General features: G+C 71.4%; 22 protein-coding genes. 17 read left to right on the forward strand and 5 right to left on the reverse strand.

What is annotated here, in order from left to right:
- Positions 1–7: 7 nt before the first annotated feature.
- Genes A4W93_RS14905 through A4W93_RS14920 form a run of 4 tightly spaced genes read left to right on the forward strand, consistent with a single transcriptional unit; the run spans position 8 to position 3,948 of the window.
- Entirely contained in the window at positions 8–496 is a 489-nt protein-coding gene (locus tag A4W93_RS14905) for a nucleoside deaminase (RefSeq protein ID WP_085751346.1), read from the forward strand.
- Positions 497–503: 7 nt separating this feature from the next.
- Complete coding sequence (locus A4W93_RS14910; protein WP_085751347.1) at positions 504–1,238, forward strand: FAD binding domain-containing protein; 735 nt, start codon at positions 504–506, stop codon at positions 1,236–1,238.
- Positions 1,235–3,496 carry a xanthine dehydrogenase family protein molybdopterin-binding subunit gene (locus A4W93_RS14915; RefSeq protein WP_085751348.1) on the forward strand — a complete coding sequence of 754 codons (2,262 nt, stop codon included), beginning with the start codon at positions 1,235–1,237 and terminating at the stop codon, positions 3,494–3,496. The genes A4W93_RS14910 and A4W93_RS14915 overlap by 4 nt, the downstream gene beginning before the upstream one ends.
- The gene (locus tag A4W93_RS14920; RefSeq protein WP_085751349.1) at positions 3,487–3,948 is read left to right on the forward strand and encodes a (2Fe-2S)-binding protein; all 462 of its coding nucleotides are present in this window, start codon (positions 3,487–3,489) and stop codon (positions 3,946–3,948) included. The genes A4W93_RS14915 and A4W93_RS14920 overlap by 10 nt, the downstream gene beginning before the upstream one ends.
- Here the strand turns inward: A4W93_RS14920 and A4W93_RS14925 are convergent.
- Entirely contained in the window at positions 3,897–4,706 is an 810-nt protein-coding gene (locus A4W93_RS14925) for a helix-turn-helix domain-containing protein (protein ID WP_085751350.1), read from the reverse strand. The two genes, A4W93_RS14920 and A4W93_RS14925, sit on opposite strands and share 52 nt — an antisense overlap.
- A 194-nt stretch (positions 4,707–4,900) precedes the next feature.
- On the opposite strand from A4W93_RS14925, the gene napE reads away from it, so the two are divergent.
- From napE to A4W93_RS14970, 9 genes are all read left to right on the forward strand, one after another.
- The gene (napE, locus tag A4W93_RS14930; RefSeq protein WP_085751351.1) at positions 4,901–5,068 is read left to right on the forward strand and encodes a periplasmic nitrate reductase, NapE protein; all 168 of its coding nucleotides are present in this window, start codon (positions 4,901–4,903) and stop codon (positions 5,066–5,068) included.
- A gap of 5 nt (positions 5,069–5,073) precedes the next feature.
- Complete coding sequence (locus tag A4W93_RS14935) at positions 5,074–5,397, forward strand: chaperone NapD (RefSeq protein ID WP_085751352.1); 324 nt, start codon at positions 5,074–5,076, stop codon at positions 5,395–5,397.
- A complete protein-coding gene (gene napA / locus A4W93_RS14940) occupies positions 5,369–7,876 on the forward strand; it encodes a periplasmic nitrate reductase subunit alpha (RefSeq protein ID WP_085751353.1) in 2,508 nt (835 codons plus the stop codon). Before A4W93_RS14935 ends, napA begins: the two co-directional genes overlap by 29 nt.
- Entirely contained in the window at positions 7,873–8,340 is a 468-nt protein-coding gene (locus A4W93_RS14945) for a nitrate reductase cytochrome c-type subunit (protein WP_085751354.1), read from the forward strand. Before napA ends, A4W93_RS14945 begins: the two co-directional genes overlap by 4 nt.
- Before the next feature lie 15 nt (positions 8,341–8,355).
- Entirely contained in the window at positions 8,356–9,051 is a 696-nt protein-coding gene (locus tag A4W93_RS14950) for a cytochrome c3 family protein (protein WP_085751355.1), read from the forward strand.
- Positions 9,052–9,277: 226 nt separating this feature from the next.
- Complete coding sequence (paoA, locus tag A4W93_RS14955) at positions 9,278–9,931, forward strand: aldehyde dehydrogenase iron-sulfur subunit PaoA (RefSeq protein WP_085751356.1); 654 nt, start codon at positions 9,278–9,280, stop codon at positions 9,929–9,931.
- Complete coding sequence (locus tag A4W93_RS14960; RefSeq protein ID WP_085751357.1) at positions 9,928–10,878, forward strand: FAD binding domain-containing protein; 951 nt, start codon at positions 9,928–9,930, stop codon at positions 10,876–10,878. Before paoA ends, A4W93_RS14960 begins: the two co-directional genes overlap by 4 nt.
- 3 nt (positions 10,879–10,881) lie before the next feature.
- Positions 10,882–13,092: an aldehyde oxidoreductase molybdenum-binding subunit PaoC gene (paoC, locus tag A4W93_RS14965; protein WP_085751358.1), complete on the forward strand. Its 2,211-nt coding sequence runs from the start codon at positions 10,882–10,884 to the stop codon at positions 13,090–13,092.
- Complete coding sequence (locus A4W93_RS14970; protein WP_085751359.1) at positions 13,092–14,078, forward strand: XdhC family protein; 987 nt, start codon at positions 13,092–13,094, stop codon at positions 14,076–14,078. The genes paoC and A4W93_RS14970 overlap by 1 nt, the downstream gene beginning before the upstream one ends.
- Here A4W93_RS14970 and A4W93_RS14975 read toward each other — a convergent pair.
- Entirely contained in the window at positions 14,071–15,210 is a 1,140-nt protein-coding gene (locus A4W93_RS14975) for a DUF3466 family protein (RefSeq protein ID WP_085751360.1), read from the reverse strand. The two genes, A4W93_RS14970 and A4W93_RS14975, sit on opposite strands and share 8 nt — an antisense overlap.
- The gene (locus A4W93_RS14980) at positions 15,207–15,845 is read right to left on the reverse strand and encodes a PEP-CTERM sorting domain-containing protein (RefSeq protein ID WP_085751361.1); all 639 of its coding nucleotides are present in this window, start codon (positions 15,843–15,845) and stop codon (positions 15,207–15,209) included. Before A4W93_RS14980 ends, A4W93_RS14975 begins: the two co-directional genes overlap by 4 nt.
- 148 nt (positions 15,846–15,993) lie before the next feature.
- Here A4W93_RS14980 and A4W93_RS14985 point away from each other — a divergent pair, with 148 nt between their 5' ends.
- Positions 15,994–16,695: an SDR family oxidoreductase gene (locus A4W93_RS14985; protein WP_085751362.1), complete on the forward strand. Its 702-nt coding sequence runs from the start codon at positions 15,994–15,996 to the stop codon at positions 16,693–16,695.
- A 1-nt stretch (position 16,696) separates the two neighbouring features.
- Here A4W93_RS14985 and thpR read toward each other — a convergent pair whose 3' ends face one another.
- On the reverse strand, positions 16,697–17,287 hold the full coding sequence (gene thpR / locus A4W93_RS14990; protein WP_085751363.1) for an RNA 2',3'-cyclic phosphodiesterase: 591 nt from the start codon (positions 17,285–17,287) through the stop codon (positions 16,697–16,699).
- A gap of 71 nt (positions 17,288–17,358) precedes the next feature.
- Between thpR and A4W93_RS14995 the strand changes: the two genes are divergently transcribed.
- Together A4W93_RS14995 and A4W93_RS15000 are read left to right on the forward strand one after the other, a co-directional pair.
- Positions 17,359–17,547: an oxidoreductase-like domain-containing protein gene (locus A4W93_RS14995; RefSeq protein ID WP_085751364.1), complete on the forward strand. Its 189-nt coding sequence runs from the start codon at positions 17,359–17,361 to the stop codon at positions 17,545–17,547.
- Between the two features lie 137 nt (positions 17,548–17,684).
- Complete coding sequence (locus tag A4W93_RS15000) at positions 17,685–18,131, forward strand: hypothetical protein (protein ID WP_085751365.1); 447 nt, start codon at positions 17,685–17,687, stop codon at positions 18,129–18,131.
- Positions 18,132–18,310: 179 nt separating this feature from the next.
- On the opposite strand, the gene A4W93_RS15005 is transcribed toward A4W93_RS15000, so the two are convergent.
- On the reverse strand, positions 18,311–19,123 hold the full coding sequence (locus A4W93_RS15005) for a hypothetical protein (RefSeq protein ID WP_085751366.1): 813 nt from the start codon (positions 19,121–19,123) through the stop codon (positions 18,311–18,313).
- 102 nt (positions 19,124–19,225) lie between these two features.
- Between A4W93_RS15005 and A4W93_RS15010 the strand changes: the two genes are divergently transcribed.
- A complete protein-coding gene (locus A4W93_RS15010) occupies positions 19,226–20,068 on the forward strand; it encodes a CPBP family intramembrane glutamic endopeptidase (RefSeq protein WP_085754185.1) in 843 nt (280 codons plus the stop codon).

The following is a 20,068-nucleotide window of genomic DNA, read 5'->3' on the forward strand; positions in this document are numbered from 1 at the left end:
TCCTTCCATGTCCTCCGCGCCCAGCCCCGAACAGATCCTGAAGCACCTGCGCCGCTCGAACGACGTGGCCCGCCGCGCCATGTCGCTCGGCCACCACCCGTTCGGCGCGGTGCTGGTCGGCCCCGACCACGAGACCGTGCTGCTGGAGCAGTGCAACATCGACACGGTCAACCACGCCGAGTCGACGCTCGCGCGTGTCGCCGCCACCAACTACACGCCCGAGTTCCTGTGGGGCTGCACGCTCTACACCGCGGTGGAGCCGTGCTGCATGTGCGCAGGCACCGCGTACTGGGCCAACATCGGCCGCGTGGTGTTCGGCATGACCGAGGAGCAGTTGCTCGCGGAGACGGGCGACCACGGCGAGAACCCGACGATGAGCGTGTCGTCGCGCTACGTGTTCGAGCATGGGCAGAAGCCCGTCGAGCTGATCGGGCCGGTGCCCGAGATCGCCGCCGAGACGGTCGAGATGCAGCGCGCCTTCTGGGCCACGCGCTGACGCCGCGATGCTGGCGGTCGAACGTTGCACGGACGCCGCCGGGGCGCAGGCCCGGCGCGACACGCTGGGTGCCAGGGGCACCTTCGTGGCCGGCGGCACCGCGCTGCAGCTCGGCTGGAACGGCGCCGCGCCGGACCTGACGCTGGTCGACGTGTCGGCGCTGCCCGCGGCCCGAGGGGTGACGCGGCATGGCGACCGGCTGCGCATCGGCGCCGCCAGCCGCCTCGAATCGCTGCGCCACGACCCCGCCGTGCGAGCCGGCGCCCCGCTGCTCGTGTCGGCCTGCGGCGAGATCGCCGCGATCGGCGTGCGCCACCTGGCCACGCTCGGGGGCAACGTGGGCTGGCGGTACGGCGATGCGCTGGCACCACTCCTCGTGCTGGACGCCGGGGCGGAACTCGCCGACGGCCGCGTGGTCCCGCTGTTGGACGTGTTCACACAGGATCCATTGCCACTCGTCGTGGCGCTGTGGATCGACACCCGGACCGCGCGTGAACGATCCGTGTTCGAGAAGGCCGGCCACCGTGCCGCGTTTTCGCCGAGCCGCCTGACCCTCGCGATCGTCGACGGGCCCGACGGCACGCGCCTCGCCGCCGTCGGTGCGGGCCTGGCCGCACGCCGGCTGCGTGCTGCCGAACGTGCCCTGCAACACGGCGGCCTCGCCGACGCCTGCCTCGCCGACCTCGGCGACCCCGTCCGCGCCCGCCTTGCCCGGCGCCTGATCGAAGGCCACCTCGGATGACCCCGCACCAGCTGCGCTCCCACGCCGAGCTGTCCGCCGCCACCCCGCCCCGGCCCGATGCCGCCGCCAAACTCGCGGGCCGGCCCGGGTACCCCACCGACCACATCGCCCCCGGCCAGCTGCACGGCGCGATCCTCGGCAGCCCCCACCCCCACGCCCGCATCGTCTCGATCGACACCACCGAGGCGGCCGCGATGCCGGGCGTGGTCGCGATCGTCACGGCCGCCGACATCCCCGGCACCACCCACTACGGGCTGCGCGTGGTGGATCGCCCGGTGCTGTGCCACGACAAGGTGCGCTGCATCGCCGACCCGGTCGCCGCGGTGGCGGCCACCACCCGCGAGCTGGCCGACGCAGCACTCGCCCGCATCCGGGTCGTCTACGAGCCGCTGCCCCTGGTGGACGACGCCGAAGCCGCGCTCGCGCCCGGCGCCCCGCCGGTGCATGAACGCGGCAACCTGCTGCACGCGACCCGGCACCAGCGCGGCGACCTCGATGCGGCGAAGCGACTGGGCCTCCACGTCGTCGACACCACGTACGAGAGCCCGCGCCAGATGCACGCCTTCCTCGAGACCGAGGGCGGCGTGGCAGAACCCGACGGCGCGGGCGGCTGGGTCGTGCGCTTCGGTTGCCACAACCCCGAGCGCGACCGCCAGGTGATCGCCGCGATGCTGGCCGTGCCCGCCGGCCGCGTGCGCGTGATCGGCACGCCCGTCGGCGGCTCGTACGGCGGCAAGGACGAGTTGACCGTGCAGCCCATCGCCGCGCTGCTCGCATGGAAGACCGGCCGCGCCGTGCGCCTGCACCTGCGCCGCGGCGAGTCCACCGACCTCGGTGTCAAGCGGCACGCGATGCGCATCCGCATGCGCACGTCCTGCGACGCGGCCGGCCGCCTGCGGTCACACGAGACCTGGGTGCTCGCCGACACGGGCGCCTATGCCACGCACGGACCCGAGGTGCTCGATGCCGCCCAGGAGCACGCCGTGGGCCCGTACCGGCACGATGCGGTCGCCATCGACGCGCGTCTCGCGTACACGAACAACGGCATCGCCGGTGCCTTCCGTGGCTTCGGCGCCGTGCAGGTGCAGTTCGCTCTCGAACAGCAGATGGACCGCCTGGCGCGAGCTTGTGGTTCGGACCCGGCCGCGTTCCGCGCGCTCAACCTCGCCGCACCCGACGCCCCGGGCCCGCTGGGCCAGGTGGTGGCACCGTTCGACGGCCCGGCACGGGCGCTCGACGTGGTGTCGCGGTACCCGCTGTGGACCGGCCCGCGCACGTGGACCGACGGCCGCTGGCGCCGCGGTGTCGGTCTGGCCCTGGTTCACCGCAGCGACGGCTTCGGCCGCGGCGGCCCCAACAGCTCGCGCATCGACCTCGCGCTCGGGGCCGACGGGCGCATCGAGCTGCGCGCCGGCTTCACCGAACTGGGCCAGAACCTTGTCGGCGCGATCCAGGCCCTCGCTGCCCGCCACCTCGGGTGCGCGGCGTCCGACGTGCACCCGGTGCTGGGCGACTCGGCCCGCACACCGGACTCGGGTCCGGTGGCGGCCTCGCGCGCCACCACCCTCGTCTGGCGCGCGCTCGAGGCCCGCGGTGCGCAGTGGCGCGAGACCTTGCTCACGCTCGCGGCCGCACGCCTGGGCGAACCGGCCGGCCCGTTGCGCTTCGGCGCGGGCGGCCTGTGGGACCGGTCCGGCCTGCGCTGGCCGTGGACCACCGTCGCGGCGATCCTCGGTCCGGACGCCCCCGTGGCCGAGATCGAACTCACGGCCGAGGAAACACCGAGCGCGATCGAGTCCGCGCACTTCGTGTTCGGCGCCTGCGCCGCGCTGTGCCAGGTGGCCGTGGACACCTGGACCGGGGCCGTGCGGGTCGAACGCCTCGTGATCGCCGCCGCGCTGGGCCCCGTGGCCTCGCCCGCCGGCTTCCTGGGGCAGATGGAGGGTGGCGCGCTGATGGGCATCGGCCTCGCGACCACCGAACACCTGCCGATGACGGGCGGCCGCTACGGCGCCCGCAACCTCGACACCTATCTCGTCCCCACGCTCGCCGACAGCCCGGCCCTGGAAGTGATCGCCGTGGAGAACGTGCCCGACGGCGACACCGTCGGCCCGCGCGGGGCCGGCGAGATCGGCGTCAACATCGCCACCCCGGCCGTCGCCAACGCCATCGCCACCGCCCTGTCCATGCCCGTGGAGCGGCTCCCGGTGCGGCCCGACGACGTGCTCGACTTCCTGGAGCGTGCCCCATGCCCGTGACCTTCCACGTCAACGGCGAACCGGTCCGCCACGACGGCCTCGCCGACCGCCGCCTGCTCGCCATCCTGCGCGAGGACCTCGCGCTCACCGGCGCCAAGCCCGGCTGCGAGATCGGACGCTGCGGGGCGTGCATGGTGTGGCTCGACGGCGAACCCGTCAACGCGTGCCTCGTGATGGCCTGGCAACTCGACGGCCGTCGCGTGACCACCATCGAGTCGGTCGCGGCCGACCCCGGCAGCGCGCCCGTGCGCGACACGCTCGCAGCCTGCGGTGCCGTTCAGTGCGGATACTGCAACGCGGGACTCGTCATGGCGATGACCTGGCTGCATGCACATCCCACCCTGCCCGACCGTGCCGAGGCTGCGGCCTCGCTGTGCGGCAACGTGTGCCGCTGCACGGGCTACGGCGGCGTCTCGCGTGCGATCGAGACGCTGTTCCCCGCGAGCGGCTGATCGGCGTACCGGCTCGGTGTCACTCCGGTGGCCCGGCGGAACATCGCGATGAACGCGCTGACGTTGTCGTAGCCGAGATCGGTCGCCATGTCCGCCACCGGGCGGTCCTCGGCGAGCCATTCGAGTGCGCGCATCAGTCGCGCGCGCTGGCGCCAGTCCGCGAGGCTGCAGCCGGTCTCGAGCGCGAAGTTGCGCGTGAAGGTGCGTGCGGGCATCGCCGCCTCGGCCGCCCAGTCGTCGAGGCTGCGCGCGCCGGCCAGGTCGCCGAGCAGGCCGCCGGCCACCGAGAGCAGGCGCGGGTCGAGGGGCATCGACAGACCGAACTCGGCCGGGCGCAGCGTGCGGATCTCGTCAAGGATCACGCCGGCGAGCCGCCAGCGCACCGCATCGAGCGGACCCTCGTCCCATGTGCACGCGCGCAGCACGGCCTCGTTCAGCAGGCCCGACGACCGCAGCGCGCACGCGGCGCCCGGCAGGTCCGCGCACGCGGACTCGGCCACCGTCACGCACCACCCGTCGAACTCGCCATGCCGCCCCGCGTGCCGCAGCCGCGACGGTGGCACCCACGCGACGTGGCCCGGCGGCACGACCCAGCGGCTGTCGCCCGCGTCCAGGCTCAGCAGGCCCCGCCGCGTTCCGAAGAGCAGGCCGTGGTCCCCGGTCCCCGGCGGCAGCGGCCCGTCCGCCGTGAGCGCGGCCGCGGCGAGCACGGCACCGCGGGGATCGGCGGTGGAACGGGACGGCTGCGGCGAGATCATCGTGGAAGGGGATGAAGGAGGGGGAAAAGGAGGGGCCCGCGCGGCCCTGTTCGCACGGTAACAGAGGCGGGGGGCGAAACGGAATGGCGCGGACCTGACCGGAATCAAAGCGGAAGGGTTGCAGACCCGGTACAACGGCGCTACAACAGCGGCGTCGCCAACGGGCGGCGCTCTTAAGCCAAGGGGAAACGCAAGTGGACCGCAGCCAGGAGACCTTCACCAAAGCCCAGGAAGTGCGGAGCTTCCTGTTCCTCACGGCCGTGATGGCGCCGCTGCTCGCGGTGCTCATCGTGGCCGGCTACGGATTCCTCGTCTGGATCTACCAGATGTTCGCCGGTCCGCCGGGTCCGATGGGGCACTGACCGCGATGCGCGTCATCCCGATCGTCCCCGAGACACGCGACGAATGGCACATCGCCAGCCTCGTCGTGCACACCCTGCCCCACCGTGTCGACGCCGTCGCCGACCAGGTCGCCACGCTGCCCGGCGCGGAGATCCATGCGGTGGCCGCGCTCGGCAAGCTGGTGGTGACGCTCGAGGCCCCGGGCAGCGGCCCGATCCTCGACACCATCGCCGCCATCCAGCGCATCGACGGGGTCATCAACGCGGCCCTGGTCTACCAGTGCGCCGACACGCTCGAATCCATGAATGAGGAGTTGCCCGATGTCGATCGTCCGCAGGGACTTCATTAAGCGCACCGCCGCGGCCGCCGCCGGCGCTGCCGCAGGCGTCCCGATCGCGTCTTCCGCCCAGCTGCCCGCCGAGGAGCCGGGCCCCGCGAACCTGAAGTGGTCCAAGGCGCCCTGCCGCTTCTGCGGCACCGGCTGCGGCGTGATGGTGGCCGTCAAGGACAACCGCGTGGTCGCCACGCACGGCGACCCGCAGGCCGAGGTGAACCGCGGCCTCAACTGCGTGAAGGGCTACTTCCTGTCGAAGATCATGTACGGCAACGACCGGCTCACCCAGCCGCTGCTGCGCAAGAGGAACGGCAAGTACGCGAAGGACGGCGAGTTCGAACACGTCTCCTGGGACGAGGCGTTCGACGTCATGGCCGCGCAGTTCAAGCGCGTGCTCAGGGAAAAGGGCCCCACCGCCGTCGGCATGTTCGGCTCGGGCCAGTGGACCGTATGGGAAGGCTATGCCGCCCTCAAGCTGATGAAGGCCGGCTTCCGCTCCAACAACATCGACCCGAACGCCCGGCACTGCATGGCCTCGGCCGTGGTGGGTTTCATGCGCACCTTCGGCATGGACGAGCCCATGGGCTGCTACGACGACATCGAGGCGGCCGACGCCTTCGTGCTGTGGGGCAGCAACATGGCCGAGATGCACCCGGTGCTCTGGACCCGCGTCACCGACCGTCGCCTGAGCGCCGAGCACGTGCGCGTGGCCGTGCTGTCCACGTTCGAGCACCGCTCGTACGAACTCGCCGACATCGAGCTGACGTTCACGCCCCAGACCGACCTCGCGATCCTCAACTACATCGCCCACCACATCATCAAGACGAACCGCGTGAACCGCGAGTTCGTCGACAAGCACACGTCGTTCCGGCTCGGCAACGCCGACATCGGCTACGGCCTGCGGCCGGAACACCCGCTGCAGAAGGCCGCGAAGAACGCGAAGGACCCGGGCGGCTCCAAGCCGATGACCTTCGACGAGTTCGCCACGTTCGTCTCGAAGTACGACCTCGAGTACACCGCGAAGCTGACCGGGGTGCCGAAGAACCGGCTCGAGGCGCTGGCCGAGATGTACGCCGACCCGAAGGTCAAGGTGATGTCGTTCTGGACCATGGGCTTCAACCAGCACACCCGCGGGGTCTGGGCGAACAACATGGTCTACAACATCCACCTGCTGACCGGCAAGATCGCCACGCCCGGCAACAGCCCGTTCTCGCTCACGGGCCAGCCGTCGGCCTGCGGCACCGCGCGCGAGGTGGGCACCTTCGCGCACCGGCTGCCCGCCGACATGGTGGTCACGAATCCGCAGCACCGCGAACACGCCGAGGAGATCTGGAAGATCCCGCACGGCACCATCCCCGACGTCCCCGGCTACCACGCCGTGCTGCAGAACCGCATGCTCAAGGACGGCAAGCTGAACGCCTACTGGGTCATGGTGAACAACAACATGCAGGCGGCCGCCAACCTCACTCAGGAAGGCTACCCGGGCTACCGCAACCCCGACAACTTCGTCGTGGTGTCCGACGCCTACCCCACGGTCACCGCCGTGGCAGCCGACCTGATCCTGCCGAGCGCGATGTGGGTCGAGAAGGAAGGCGCGTACGGCAACGCCGAACGCCGCACGCACTTCTGGCACCAGCTGGTCACCGCGCCGGGCGAGGCGCGCTCCGACCTGTGGCAGCTGATGGAGTTCTCCAAGCGCTTCACCACCGACGAGGTGTGGCCGGCCGAGCTGCTCGCGAAGATGCCCGCGCTCAAGGGCAAGACCCTGTACGACGTGCTGTACCGCAACGGCAACGTCGACAAGTTCCCGTCGTCGCAGATGGAAGCCGGCTACGCCAACGACGAGGTCAAGCACTTCGGCTTCTATGTGCAGAAGGGCCTGTTCGAGGAGTACGCGGCCTTCGGGCGCGGCCACGGCCACGACCTCGCCCCCTTCGACGACTACCACAAGGCCCGCGGCATCCGCTGGCCCGTGGTCGCCGGCAAGGAGACGCGGTGGCGCTACAAGGAAGGCAGCGACCCGTACGTGAAGGCCGGCACCGGCTATCAGTTCTACGGCCACAAGGACGGCAAGGCGCTGATCTTCGCCCTGCCCTACGAGCCGCCGGCCGAGGCCCCCGACAAGGACTTCCCGTTCTGGCTGTCCACCGGCCGCGTGCTGGAACACTGGCATTCGGGCTCGATGACCCGCCGCGTGCCCGAACTGCACAAGGCCGTGCCCAATGCCGTCTGCTACATGCACCCCGACGACGCGAAGGCGCTCGGCCTGCGGCGCGGCACCGAGGTCGAGATCGCCTCGCGGCGCGGCGCCATGCGCACCCGCGTCGAGACCCGGGGCCGCAACAAGCCGCCGCGCGGCCTCGTGTTCGTGCCCTGGTTCGATGCCAGCCAGCTGATCAACAAGGTCACACTCGACGCCACCGACCCGATGTCGTTCCAGACCGACTTCAAGAAGTGCGCGGTGAAGATCACGAAGGTGGGGGTGGCGTCGTGATCGCCCGCGTCCTCCTGTTCGTGCTCGCGCTGGCCGCGGGTGCCGCGGCGGCCGAACCGTTCACCGATGCGGCGCGCGGCCCGAAGCCCATCATGGAGACCACGGAACCCCCGCGTCTCACGAACTGGGTCAACGACGACCAGCGCCGGCCGCGCAACTACGACATGCAGCCGCCCACGATCCCGCACCGGGTCGACGGCTACCAGGTGGACCGCGCCTTCAACAAGTGCCTGGACTGCCACGCGCGCACGCGCACGGAGATCAGCCAGGCCACCCCGGTGAGCCCCACCCACTACATCAACCGCCAGGGGAAGGTGCTGCCCACGATCTCGACGCGCCGCTACTTCTGCCAGCAGTGCCACGTGGCCCAGGAGCCGGTGAAGCCGATCGTGGAGAACACGTTCCAGGACGTGGACACCGTGGTCCGCAACGGCCGCCCCTCCCCGACGAACGCGAAGAAATAGACGCAGGGTCTGCCCATGATCGAACTCGTCAAGCGCTACTGGAAGATCATTTCCCGCCCCGCCACGCACATCAGCCTCGGTGTGCTCACCGTGGCCGGCTTCGTCGCCGGCATCGTGTTCTGGGGCGGTTTCAACACCGCGATGGAACTCACGAACACCGAGACGTTCTGCACCGGCTGCCACGAGATGAACGACAACGTCTTCGCTGAGCTGAAGACCACCATCCACTACAGCAACCGCTCCGGCGTGCGCGCGGTGTGTTCCGACTGCCACGTGCCGCACAACTGGACCTCCAAGATGGCCCGCAAGATGCAGGCATCGAAGGAAGTGTGGGGCAAGATCTTCGGCACGATCGACACCCGCGAGAAGTTCCTCGACAAGCGCCTCGAACTCGCCAAGCACGAGTGGGCCCGCTTCAAGGCGAACGACTCGCTCGAGTGCCGCAACTGCCACAACTACGAGTCGATGGACTTCACCCGGCAGAGCCCGCGCGCGCAGGCCATGCACACGAAGTACCTCGAGACGAAGGAGAAGACCTGCATCGACTGCCACAAGGGCATCGCACACCACCTGCCGTTCATCCCGCCGGGTGAAGGCCCGTGGGACACGCCGGGACAGCAGCCGCCCACGCCGGACCCCACCGCGCCGCCGCAGTCCGCGGCACCCGCGCCGCCGCCATCCCTCGCGCCCGCGAGCGGCAGCGGCAGCTGACCCGCACCGCATCCTTCCGCGCCGACGGCCTCGCCCCCACCCGGGGCGAGGCCGTTTTCGTTCGGCCGATTGGCAAGCACCGCTTGCGGCTGCCTCAAGGCGGCACACCCTAGTCCGCCCCCCGCCCCCGCCCTACAGTCGTCCGTCCCGCAGGAGCCGGCGAGGCACGCCGTTTGCCACCGGCATCCGTCCCCCCGTCAGCCCGACGCCAACCAGGAACGGACCCATGGAAAAGAGCATCGACCTGAACCTCTCGCGCCGCGACCTGCTGATCGCAGGCGCCGGCGCCGCCTCCACCACGGTGGCCACCGGCCCCGCGGCCGCCGCGCCGGGCGCCCCCGCGTCGTCGAAACCCGCGTCGGGCGTGCCCACGATGAAGGTGTCCTTCACGGTCAACGGCACCGCGCAGACACTCGAACTCGACACCCGCACCACGCTGCTCGACGCGCTGCGCGAGCACCTGCACCTCACCGGCACGAAGAAGGGCTGCGACCACGGCCAGTGCGGGGCCTGCACGGTCATCGCCGACGGCCGGCGCATCAACGCGTGCCTGTCACTCGCGGTCATGCACGAGGGTTCGAAGGTCACCACGATCGAAGGCCTCGGCGCGCCGGGCAAGCTGCACCCGATGCAGGCGGCCTTCGTGAAACACGACGGCTACCAGTGCGGCTACTGCACGCCGGGACAGATCTGTTCGGCCGTGGCGGTGCTCGACGAGGTGAAGGCGGGCATCCCGAGCCATGTCAGCGCCGACCTGAACGTCCGGCCGCTGCTGTCCGCCGAGGAGTTGCGCGAGCGCATGAGCGGCAACATCTGCCGTTGCGGCGCCTATTCCAACATCGTCGACGCGATCACCGAAGTCGCCGGGAGCGCCTCATGAACCCCTTCACCTACGAGCGCGTGACCACCGCGGCCGCCGCCGCCTCGGCCGCGGCCCGCCAGCCCGGCGCGAAGTTCATCGCCGGCGGCACCAACCTCCTCGACCTGATGAAGCTGCGCGTCGAGGCGCCGGTGCACCTGGTCGACGTCAACGCCCTGCCCCTGGACAAGATCGAACCCGTCGACGGGGGCGGCCTGCGCATCGGCGCGCTGGTGCGCAACACCGACCTCGCGGCCGACGCCCGCGTGCGCCGCGACTACGGCGTGCTGTCGCGCGCGCTGCTGGCCGGCGCTTCGGGCCAGTTGCGCAACAAGGCGACCACGGCCGGCAACCTGCTGCAGCGCACCCGCTGCCCGTACTTCTACGACACCGACCAGCCCTGCAACAAGCGGCAGCCCGGCAGCGGCTGCAGTGCCATCGGTGGCATCACGCGGCAGCACGCCGTGATCGGCACCAGCACGGCCTGCATCGCCACCCACCCGAGCGACATGGCCGTCGCGATGCGGGTGCTCGACGCCACGGTCGAGACGGTGCGCCCCGACGGCCAGATGCGCCGCATCCCCATCGCCGACTTCCACCGCCTGCCCGGCGACACCCCCCAGGTCGAGACGGTGCTGGAACGCGGCGAACTGGTCACGGCCGTGACGCTGCCGCCGCCGGTGGGCGGCATCCACGCCTATCACAAGGTGCGCGATCGGGCGTCGTACGCCTTCGCACTGGTGTCGGTGGCCACCATCGTGCAACGCGACGGCACGGGCCGCGTCGCGGTCGGCGGCGTCGCCCACAAGCCGTGGCGCGTCGAGGCGGCGGAGGCCGAGTTCCCGCGCGGCGCGCCCGCGGTGGCGGCGAAGCTGCTCGCGGGCGCGACGCCCACCGACGACAACGCCTTCAAGGTGCCGCTGGTCGAGCGCACGCTCGCCGCGGCCATCGCTTCCGCGAGGACCTGACCCATGAAGTTCGACACCCCCGCCACCACCAACCCGATCGACCAGCTCAAGGTCATCGGCAAGCCCACCGACCGCATCGACGGCCCGCTGAAGACCACCGGCACCGCCCGCTACGCGTACGAACGCCACGACGCCGTGCCTGACGCCGCGTACGGCGTCGTCGTGGGCGCCGGCATCGCGAAGGGCCGCATCGTGTCCATGGACCTGGCCGCCGCGCGCGCCGCCCCCGGCGTGCGCGCCATCGTCACGGGCGCGAACGCCGGCAAGCTCGGCAAGGGCAACTTCAACACCGCGCGGCTGCTCGCCGGCCCCGGCGTGCAGCACTACCACCAGGCCGTCGCGCTCGTCGTCGCCGACACGTTCGAGCAGGCCCGGGCGGCCGCGCAGCTGGTGCGGGTCGAGTACGTCGCGACGCGCGGCCAGTTCGACCTGTCGGCCGCGAAGGATGGCGCCAAGGCCCCGAAGCCCAACGACTTCAGCGGCCCGCCGGACACCGCCGTGGGCGACTTCGCCACGGCCTTCGCCGCCGCGCCCCTGACCCTCGACGCCACGTACACCACCCCCGACCAGTCCCACGCGATGATGGAGCCCCATGCGTCCACCGCCGCATGGCACGGCGGACACCTCACGGTCTGGACGTCGAACCAGATGATCGCGTGGAGCGTGGGCGACCTCGCGAAGACGCTGGGCATCCCGGCCGACCGCGTGCGCCTCGTCTCGCCGTTCATCGGCGGCGGATTCGGCGGCAAGCTGTTCGTGCGGGCGGACGCGGTGCTCGCCGCGCTCGGCTCGAAGGCCGCCGGCCGGCCCGTCAAGGTGGCCCTGCAGCGCCCGCTGATGATGAACAACACCACGCACCGGCCCGCGACGATCCAGCGCATCCGCATCGGCGCGGACGCCGCGGGGAAGATCACCGCGATCGGCCACGAGGGCTGGTCCGGGGACCTGCCCGGCGGTGGCCCCGAGACGGCCGTCAACCAGACCCGCCTGCTCTACGCCGGCGCGAACCGCCTGACCGCCACCCGCCTCGCGGTGCTGGACCTGCCCGAGGGCAACGCCATGCGCGCGCCCGGCGAGGCGCCGGGCCTGATGGCCCTCGAGATCGCGATGGACGAGATGGCCGAACGCGCGAAGCTCGACCCGGTCGAGTTCCGCGTGGTGAACGACACGCAGGTCGACCCCGAGAAGCCCGGCCGGCCGTTCTCGCAGCGCCGCCTCGTCGAATGCCTGCGCCTGGGCGCCGAGCGCTTCGGCTGGAGCCGGCGCAATCCCCGGCCCGGCAGCACGCGCGACGGCCGCTGGCTGGTGGGCTACGGTGTGGCCGCGGCATTCCGCAACAACCTCGTGATGAAGTCGGCGGCGCGGGTGCGCCTCGACGCGCGCGGCCGGGTCGCGGTGGAGACCGACATGACCGACATCGGCACGGGCAGCTACACCATCATCGCGCAGACCGCCGCCGAAATGATGGGCGTCCCGCTGGACCACGTGGCGGTGCGCCTGGGCGATTCCACCTACCCGGTGTCGGCCGGCTCCGGCGGGCAGTGGGGCGGCAACAGCGCCACCGCCGGCGTGTACGCCGCGTGCGTGAAGCTGCGCCAGTCGGTGGCCCGCAAGGCCGGCTTCATGTCGGGCGAGCCGGTGTTCGCCGACGGCCGCGTGCAGCTGGGCGACCGCTCGGTGACGCTGGCCGAGGTGGCGGGCCCCGACGGCCTCGTCGCCGAGGACTTCATGGAATACGGCGACCTCGGCCAGAAGGCCCAGCAGTCCACCTTCGGCGCGCACTTCGTCGAGGTGGCGGTGGACGCCGCGACCGGCGAGATCCGCGTGCGGCGCATGCTCGCGGTGTGCGCGGCGGGCCGCATCCTGAACCCCAAGGCGGCCCGCAGCCAGGTGATCGGTGCGATGTCGATGGGCGTGGGCGCGGCGCTGATGGAGGAGCTCGCGGTGGACCACCGCCGCGGCTTCTTCGTGAACCACGACCTCGCCGGCTACGAGGTGCCCGTGCACGCCGACATCCCGCACCAGGAGGTGGTCTTCCTCGACGAGACCGATCCGCAGTCGTCGCCGATGAAGGCCAAGGGCGTGGGCGAGCTGGGCATCTGCGGCGTGGCCGCGGCCGTCGCGAACGCGGTCTACAACGCCACCGGCGTGCGCGTGCGCGACTACCCCATCACGCTCGACAAGCTCCTCCCGGGCCTGCCGGCCGTCGCCTGATGGAGAACCTCGACCTCGCCGTGCTGCGGCAGCTGCGCGACTGGCGGCGCGCGGAACGGCACGCGCTGCTCGCCACGGTCGTGCGCACGTGGGGCTCGTCGCCGCGTCCCGTGGGCTCGATCATGGCGCTGTCGGCCGACGGCGCCGTGGTGGGGTCGGTCAGCGGCGGCTGCATCGAGGACGACCTCGTCGAGCGCCATCGGCACCACCCGATGGCGGAAGCCCCGCCCCGGTTCGTGACCTACGGCGTGACCGCCGACGAGGCCCACCGCTTCGGGCTGCCCTGCGGCGGCACGCTGGAACTGCTGCTCGAACACGACCCCGACGCCGACGCGCTCGACGACCTCGTGGAGGCCGTGTCGCAAGGCCGCCTCGTGCGACGCGCGGTGCGCCTGAGCGACGGTGCCGTGGTGCAGCAGCCGCTGCACCGGCCCGAGGGCCTGCGGGTGGCGGACGGCGTCGTCAGCAACACCTTCGGCCCGGCGTACCGCATGCTGCTGATCGGTGCCGGCCAGCTGGCCGAGTGCCTCGCCACGATGGCGCTCTTCAGCGGCTTCGACGTCACCGTGTGCGACCCGCGCGAGGCGCACCGTGACGCCTGGAGCGTCGCGGGCGCGGCCCTCGTCACCGGCATGCCGGACGACGTCGTCACCGCGATGCGCCCCGACGCCCGCACCTGCATCGTCGCCCTCACCCACGACCCGAAGCTCGACGACCTGGCGCTGATGGAGGCGTTGCGGTCGGAGGCCTTCTACGTGGGCGCCATCGGCAGCCGGCGCAACCAGGTGTCGCGCCGCGAGCGGCTGACGGCCCACTTCGGGCTCACCGAGGCGCAGATGCGGCGGCTGCACGGCCCCGTGGGCCTCGACATCGGCAGCCGCACGCCACCGGAGATCGCGGTGAGCATCATGGCGGAGGTGATCGCGGTGAAGAACGCGGTGGCCGCCGCGGTGTCGCGGCCGGCGCCCGTCGCGGCGGTCACCTGATCCGCCGGCGCGTGGCCGCCCCCAGGGCGACAAGGCCCAGTGCCATCATCAGCGCGGTGGCCGGCTCCGGCACGGGCGCCGCCGGCGACAGCAGGAACGCGCGGACGTTCCCCTCGAACTGGCCCCAGCCCGCGATCTGGCCCGAATCGTTCACGTCGACGAGGTACATGTTGGTCCACCCGGCCGCGGTGCCGGGCAACAGCACGCTCGCGAGGTCGACCAGCTGGCCCGTGGAGAGGTCGTGCAGGAACGAGAAGGTCTCCCACATGTCACCGCGCGCGCCGTACCCGACGACCAGCCCCTGTTCGTTGACCGCCGCGGCGGTGCTGAACTGGTTGAGCCAGGGCATGGCGTCCACGAGGTCCACGACGCCGGCCTCGGGCGTGTACGCGAAGGCATGCTGGATCGGGATGCCGGCCATGTCCGAGTAGACGGCCTGCATGCCGACGACGGCCCCCTGCTCGTTGAAGCCCATGGCGTGGCTCGAGTACGCGCCACCGGTCGCGAGGTCGCGCCACGTGCCGTTCTCGAGCAGGCCGGCCACGGGGCGTTCGGAATCGGTCGCGTGCTGGCGGTTCGCCACGATCACGCCGTCGTTGCGCAGCCCCGCGATGCCCGCCAGCGCGACGGGCGCGGTGTGCACGGCCAGGTTGCCGCCGGGGTCGGCGACGAAGTAATCGCGCCCGGTCCCGCCTCGGAAGCGGCCCACCGTGTTTCCCGCGTCGTCGGTGCCGTTCCCCTCGACGCCCGAGAGGCCCAGGTCGCGCATGCCACCGTCACTCGTGTATCGGAACGCGCGCACCTCGCCCAGGGGGTACCAGGTGCCCGTGATCACGCCGGCGGCGTTGATGTCCGCGCCACGCGGCGTGTTCGGCACGGTGTTGGGTGGCACGCCCGGCACCATCGGATCGGTCAGCAGCACGACCCCGGTCGCCGGGCTCGTGTAGTAGCCCCCGGCGGCCCAGTGCCAGGACTCGGCCAGCACGCCGCCCTGGTTGTCGATCCCGACCGAAAACTGCAGCGTGCCGCCTGCGCTGATGTCCTGCAGCCGGTACGTGCCGATGGCGGCGGCGGACGGCGAGGCGAGCCACGCGGCGAGCATCGCCGCGGCGAATGCGCGGCGGGCGTTCACCGGGAGTCTCCGTGCCCGCGGATGGCGCGGCGGCCCGCGATCGCCGCGAGTCCCAGCCCGAACAGGGCCAGCGTGCCGGGCTCCGGCACCGGCGTGGCCAGCGGGCTGAGGCTGATGTACCCCGCGAGGCCCAACGTCGAGTAGGTACGCGTTTGCGACGGGTTGGAGAGATGGCCGTAGGACCAGCCGCGGCCATCTTCGAAGAACGGGAGGTGTTCGTCCGGCTCGCCGGACTCCGCGAGGTTGAAGTTCACCTGCCACCGGCTCGGAGCGCCCGGCGTCGCCGTGCCGAGCTGGATCAGCGTCGTGTACGACTCTTCGGGACAATCGAAGGTGGCCGGGCAGGTGGTGCTGGGCCATGCACGCTTGAACATCGTGCCGCCCGTGCCCGCGAACCGCGCGGGCACCATGTTCTCGTCCCAGCCCAGCACGTTGTAGCTCACGATGGTGCCGATGAAGAGGCCCTCGTTGAACGTGGGGTCGCTGTCCGGCACGGACTGGTCGAAGACGATGAGCCCCTCGCCGTCGCGGCTGGCCCATCGCAACTCCGCGAGGCCAGCCGTCGCGGCATTCGCGGCGGCACAGAACAACGCCGCGAGCGCGGCCGACCGAACTGCATGAATCTTCGTGTTCATGGGGCCTCCCAGCCGCGTGCCGTCGATCCGGCGTGATGACTCTAAGCAGTCGCGGCCGGCGTTTCAACCATGGGCTGAGCCCCGGCAAAACTTGCCGCCTCCGCCGGCTTAACATGCGCGGTCCAACAGGTTCTTCGAGGAAATCCAGATGTCCCAGAAAGTCGCGGTGGTGGTCGGTGGTGGGAGCGGCATGGGCGCCGCGGCGGCGCGCCGGCTGGCGGCCGACGGATTCGGCGTCGCCGTCCTGTCCTCGTCGGGCAAGGGCGAAGCGCTGGGCCGGGAACTGGGCGGCATCGGGGTGACCGGGTCGAACCGGTCCACCGAGGACCTGCAGCGCCTCGTGGACCTCACGGTCGCACGCTGGGGTCGCATCGACGTGCTCGTCAACAGCGCCGGCCACGGGCCGCGTGCGCCGGTGCTCGAACTCACCGACGAGCAGTGGCACACCGGGATGGAGGTCTACCTGCTCAACGTGATCCGCGCCACGCGGCTCGTCACGCCCCACATGGTGAAGCAGAACGGAGGCGCCATCGTCAACATCTCCACGGCGTGGGTGGCCGAGCCGAGCCCGATGTTCCCGACCTCGGCCGTCTTCCGCGCGGGCCTTGCAGCCTTCACGAAGCTGTTCGCCGACGAACATGCCGCGCACCACGTGCGCATGAACAACGTGCTGCCCGGCTGGATCGACAGCCTGCCCGAGAAGGACGACCGCCGTGCGAACGTGCCGATGCAGCGCTACGGCACCAGCGAGGAGATCGCCGCCACCATCGCGTTCCTCGCGTCCGAAGGCGCGGCCTACATCACCGGACAGAACCTCCGCGTGGACGGCGGCCTGATGCGATCCATCTGAGTCAGCCCGACAGCGGCCAGCGCGCGAGCACGTCGTAGCGCTTGACCGGCTGGTTCATCAGGCTGTCGATCAGCACGAACTCGGACACCGTCCACGAGACGGGGGCCACGGCCTGCTCCGGCACCAGCGGGTCGTCGTAGAGCAGCGTGACGTGGGGCGTGTACACGCGCTCCTTGCGCACGATGTTGACGCGGGCCAGCGCATCCGACAGCGACTTCTGGAACGCGACCAGCGGTGCGAGCGCCTCGCCGCCCCGCAACACGAACGGCCGGTTGCCCGGCCGGCCCGAGAAGCTGGCGGCCCGGTCGAACGCGACCTCGAACGGCGCCACCCGCGCGGCCTGCGACGCGGCGGCGTGCACCTTGTCGAGCAGGCCCGGAGGGATGCCGGGGAAGTCCCCCACGTGGAAGAGCGTCACGTGCAGCTTGTCCGGCTGCACGGCCTTGGCAGTGAGCCCGTGGTCCGCCCGCAGCCCCTCGATCGCCTGGGCGATGCTCTGTCGCGCGGGCGCATCCGGCAGCAGCGCGAGGAACAGGCGGTCGGTGGGCACCGGCGGGGGATCGAATCCCATCAGGGACATCTGGTCGGACATGCGAGGTTCGTTCGTCGAGGCATCGGGGGAGCGGCCAGCATACCGCGCGCAGTGCGGGACAATGGGTCACCATGACGACGACCGCCCTGCCCGATCCGGACCCGATGCCCGTGGCCCCGGAGCCGCCCGACCTCGACGAATGCTGCGGCAATGGCTGCGATCCGTGCATCTTCGACCTGCACGACCTCGCGATGGATGCGTACCGGCAGGACCTGCGGGCATGGCGGGAGCGGCATCCGGAGGCCTCGGCCGGGGGTTAGCGCTTCCCCCATCAGGGCGACCAAAGTCACCCGCCCCCTGCCCCACAATCCGCGGGCCGGATGAGGGCGGGCATCGATCCACCCCGGCGGCGACAACCTCTCGATCCTTCAACACACCTGTTCCTGGGAGTCCAGTCATGTCCGTTCGCCTTCTGCTCGCCACCGTGGCCCTGTGCCTTGGTGCCATCGCCACCCCCGCCCACGCCAAGAAGGGCATCGGGGTCATCAACACGGGGGACGAGCTGTTCGAGGTCGCGCCCTTCCCGGCCGAGGTGATCGAGGCCATCCCGAAGATCAAGGACCTGAAGGTCGGCTACAAGTGCAGCCACTTCGGCGTCTTCTGGGCCGACGTCTGGACGTGGGACTGCGAACTCGTGGGCGTGGAGAACGAGAACACCTACACGAGCCTGCCGGACGAACTGCGCACGAAGCTCGCCGCCGACCCGCAGTACGCCTACAGCCACGCCAAGCGAGGCCTGTGGAACCACTACGGCTTCTGGGCCGTGCTGGCGGCGGTGGCCGTGTTCCTCGGCATCGGCGCGGTGACCGGCAAGAAGGACTCGGCCGAAGCTGCGACGGCGTGACCGCGGGCAGGTGTCGCGACGAACCTGCTCATCCGCCTCGGCGGCGGCGTTGCCGCCGCCGTCCTGCTCGCCACGGCCGCCCGCGCGGCCCCCGATGAGGACCTGCTCGGGAAGGCCGACGGGTACCCCGTCGGCACCTACATGGACTACTCCGGAAGCCAGCGCCGCCCTGAGGCCGCTCACCACCGGCTCTCCACCGCCAGCCGGACCACCAGGTCGTCGTTCCAGCGCAGGATGGGCGGGACGCCAGGGCGGTTGTAGACGTCCAGGTTGTACCGGTAGTAGTCCGCGCTGAGTACCAGCGCGGGCTGCTTGAAGTAGGTGTCGGCCAGCCAGCGGGACGCCTCCATCCGCACCGCCCCCTGGTACTGGGTTTCGAGCGTCTGGTGGTGGTCCCGCCATTCCCGCGCGCGGCCGGAGAGCGTCCACGCGTCGCCGAGCCGGAGCGCGAGCCGCGCGGTGGCCGCGTACGCGAACGTGCTGTTCCGCAAGGTGCTCCGGTCGTAACCCTGGACCCGCGGCGCGTCGTCGTCGATCTCGAGGAAGAACCACCCCGCGCCTGCCTCGAGGGAGGCCAGGAGCCCATGACCGTCGTAGGTGGCGACCAGGGCGGGCAACGCAGTGATCTGCCGTTCGATCCCGCTGACGGTGTTCGCGCGGGTGTGGATGTCGGCGGTCCAGCCGGCGCGCAGCCCGTGGCCCCGCCAGAAGTCTCCGTCGGACCCGAGGTGGAACTGCCACCAGAGCGGGATGTGGTCGGGGTCCAGTTGGTCCTTGTCGCGGTCGAGGAAGAGGTCCGTGTCGACCAGCAGGTGCCGGCCGTTGTCGAGGTGCGTGTCCAGCGCCACGCTGCCGTTGAAGCCGAAGCTGTGGGAATCGACGTCCGGCACACCGACGTCATGGACGCCCAGGGCATAGCGCCAGTCGGCCGCCACGCAGCTGCCCGCGGCCAACGCGAGCCAGGACGCAGCGAATGCGCGGGCGATCATCATGTGAAGGCCTTTCGTTCCGCCGACGAACTGCGGACAGGCCGAGCGTACGGCCGGACTTCGGAAGAAGCAATCGGGTCCGGGCGCCCGCCTATGATCGCGCCCATGACCGACTGGACCTTCGCCGTGCTGGGACTCGCCATCCTGGCGGTCTGGCTGCCCCCACTGCCCCTGGGGCGCAAGCCGATCCCCAGCTGGCCCTTCGCCTTCGCCACGGCCCTGATCCTGGGGTTCGCCAGCGGCGTGCTGCGGCGGCCGGCCTTGCCGGTGCTCGCCGTTTTCGCGGCGCTGGTGTGGGCCGCGTCGAGCGCACCTCGAGGCCGCCCGTTCTTCATCGTCCTGGCCGGTGCGATGGCCGTCGCCCTGTCGGTCCACGTGCTGCCCGGCTTCGCCAACCCGAAGGTGTTCGACGCCGAACGCCTCACACCCGACGCCCTGCCCTTCACGCAGTACCTCAACTTCGACAAGGGCACGGCGGGGCTGTTCCTGCTGGCCGCGTTCGCACCGCGCGTGCGTCGCTGGCGAGAGGCCGGAGCGATCGCATGGCCGCTGTCGCTCGCCGCCCTGTCGAGCTCGATCCTGGTGCTCGGCCTCGCCGTCGCGCTGGGCCTCGTGCGCCTCGATCCCCACTGGCATCCACTCGCGCCGACCTTCCTCGCCGTCAACCTGCTGTTCACCTGCGTGGCCGAGGAGGCCTTCTTCCGAGGCCTGCTGCAGCACCGGCTGCCCGGCCCCCGGCCGCTCGCGGTCGTGGTGTCCGCGGGGCTGTTCGGCCTCGTGCACCTGCCCGCCGGCATCGCCTACGCCGCGCTCGCCACCGTGCTGGGCCTGGGCTGCGCCCTCGTGTTCGAACGCACCCGCCGCATCGAGAGCGCCATCGCCGTGCACTTCGCGGTCAACGCGGTCCACTTCGTCGGCTTCACCTACCCGATGATCGCCAGCGCGTGA

The organism is Piscinibacter gummiphilus, assembly GCF_002116905.1.
Taxonomy (GTDB): Bacteria; Pseudomonadota; Gammaproteobacteria; order Burkholderiales; family Burkholderiaceae_C; genus Rhizobacter; species Rhizobacter gummiphilus.

Bases quoted from the DNA above. Each gene is read 5' to 3' on its own strand.
- A4W93_RS14925 (WP_085751350.1), bottom strand. From the start codon at position 4,706: ATGATCTCGCCGCAGCCGTCCCGTTCCACCGCCGATCCCCGCGGTGCC.
- A4W93_RS14920 (WP_085751349.1), top strand. From the start codon at position 3,487: ATGCCCGTGACCTTCCACGTCAACGGCGAACCGGTCCGCCACGACGGC.
- A4W93_RS14995 (WP_085751364.1), top strand. From the start codon at position 17,359: ATGACGACGACCGCCCTGCCCGATCCGGACCCGATGCCCGTGGCCCCG.
- A4W93_RS14915 (WP_085751348.1), top strand. From the start codon at position 1,235: ATGACCCCGCACCAGCTGCGCTCCCACGCCGAGCTGTCCGCCGCCACC.
- A4W93_RS15010 (WP_085754185.1), top strand. From the start codon at position 19,226: ATGACCGACTGGACCTTCGCCGTGCTGGGACTCGCCATCCTGGCGGTC.
- thpR (WP_085751363.1), bottom strand. From the start codon at position 17,287: ATGTCCGACCAGATGTCCCTGATGGGATTCGATCCCCCGCCGGTGCCC.
- A4W93_RS14950 (WP_085751355.1), top strand. From the start codon at position 8,356: ATGATCGAACTCGTCAAGCGCTACTGGAAGATCATTTCCCGCCCCGCC.
- A4W93_RS14935 (WP_085751352.1), top strand. From the start codon at position 5,074: ATGCGCGTCATCCCGATCGTCCCCGAGACACGCGACGAATGGCACATC.
- A4W93_RS15000 (WP_085751365.1), top strand. From the start codon at position 17,685: ATGTCCGTTCGCCTTCTGCTCGCCACCGTGGCCCTGTGCCTTGGTGCC.
- A4W93_RS14960 (WP_085751357.1), top strand. From the start codon at position 9,928: ATGAACCCCTTCACCTACGAGCGCGTGACCACCGCGGCCGCCGCCGCC.
- A4W93_RS14980 (WP_085751361.1), bottom strand. From the start codon at position 15,845: ATGAACACGAAGATTCATGCAGTTCGGTCGGCCGCGCTCGCGGCGTTG.
- A4W93_RS14985 (WP_085751362.1), top strand. From the start codon at position 15,994: ATGTCCCAGAAAGTCGCGGTGGTGGTCGGTGGTGGGAGCGGCATGGGC.
- A4W93_RS14905 (WP_085751346.1), top strand. From the start codon at position 8: ATGTCCTCCGCGCCCAGCCCCGAACAGATCCTGAAGCACCTGCGCCGC.
- paoC (WP_085751358.1), top strand. From the start codon at position 10,882: ATGAAGTTCGACACCCCCGCCACCACCAACCCGATCGACCAGCTCAAG.
- A4W93_RS15005 (WP_085751366.1), bottom strand. From the start codon at position 19,123: ATGATGATCGCCCGCGCATTCGCTGCGTCCTGGCTCGCGTTGGCCGCG.
- napA (WP_085751353.1), top strand. From the start codon at position 5,369: ATGTCGATCGTCCGCAGGGACTTCATTAAGCGCACCGCCGCGGCCGCC.
- paoA (WP_085751356.1), top strand. From the start codon at position 9,278: ATGGAAAAGAGCATCGACCTGAACCTCTCGCGCCGCGACCTGCTGATC.
- A4W93_RS14970 (WP_085751359.1), top strand. From the start codon at position 13,092: ATGGAGAACCTCGACCTCGCCGTGCTGCGGCAGCTGCGCGACTGGCGG.
- A4W93_RS14910 (WP_085751347.1), top strand. From the start codon at position 504: ATGCTGGCGGTCGAACGTTGCACGGACGCCGCCGGGGCGCAGGCCCGG.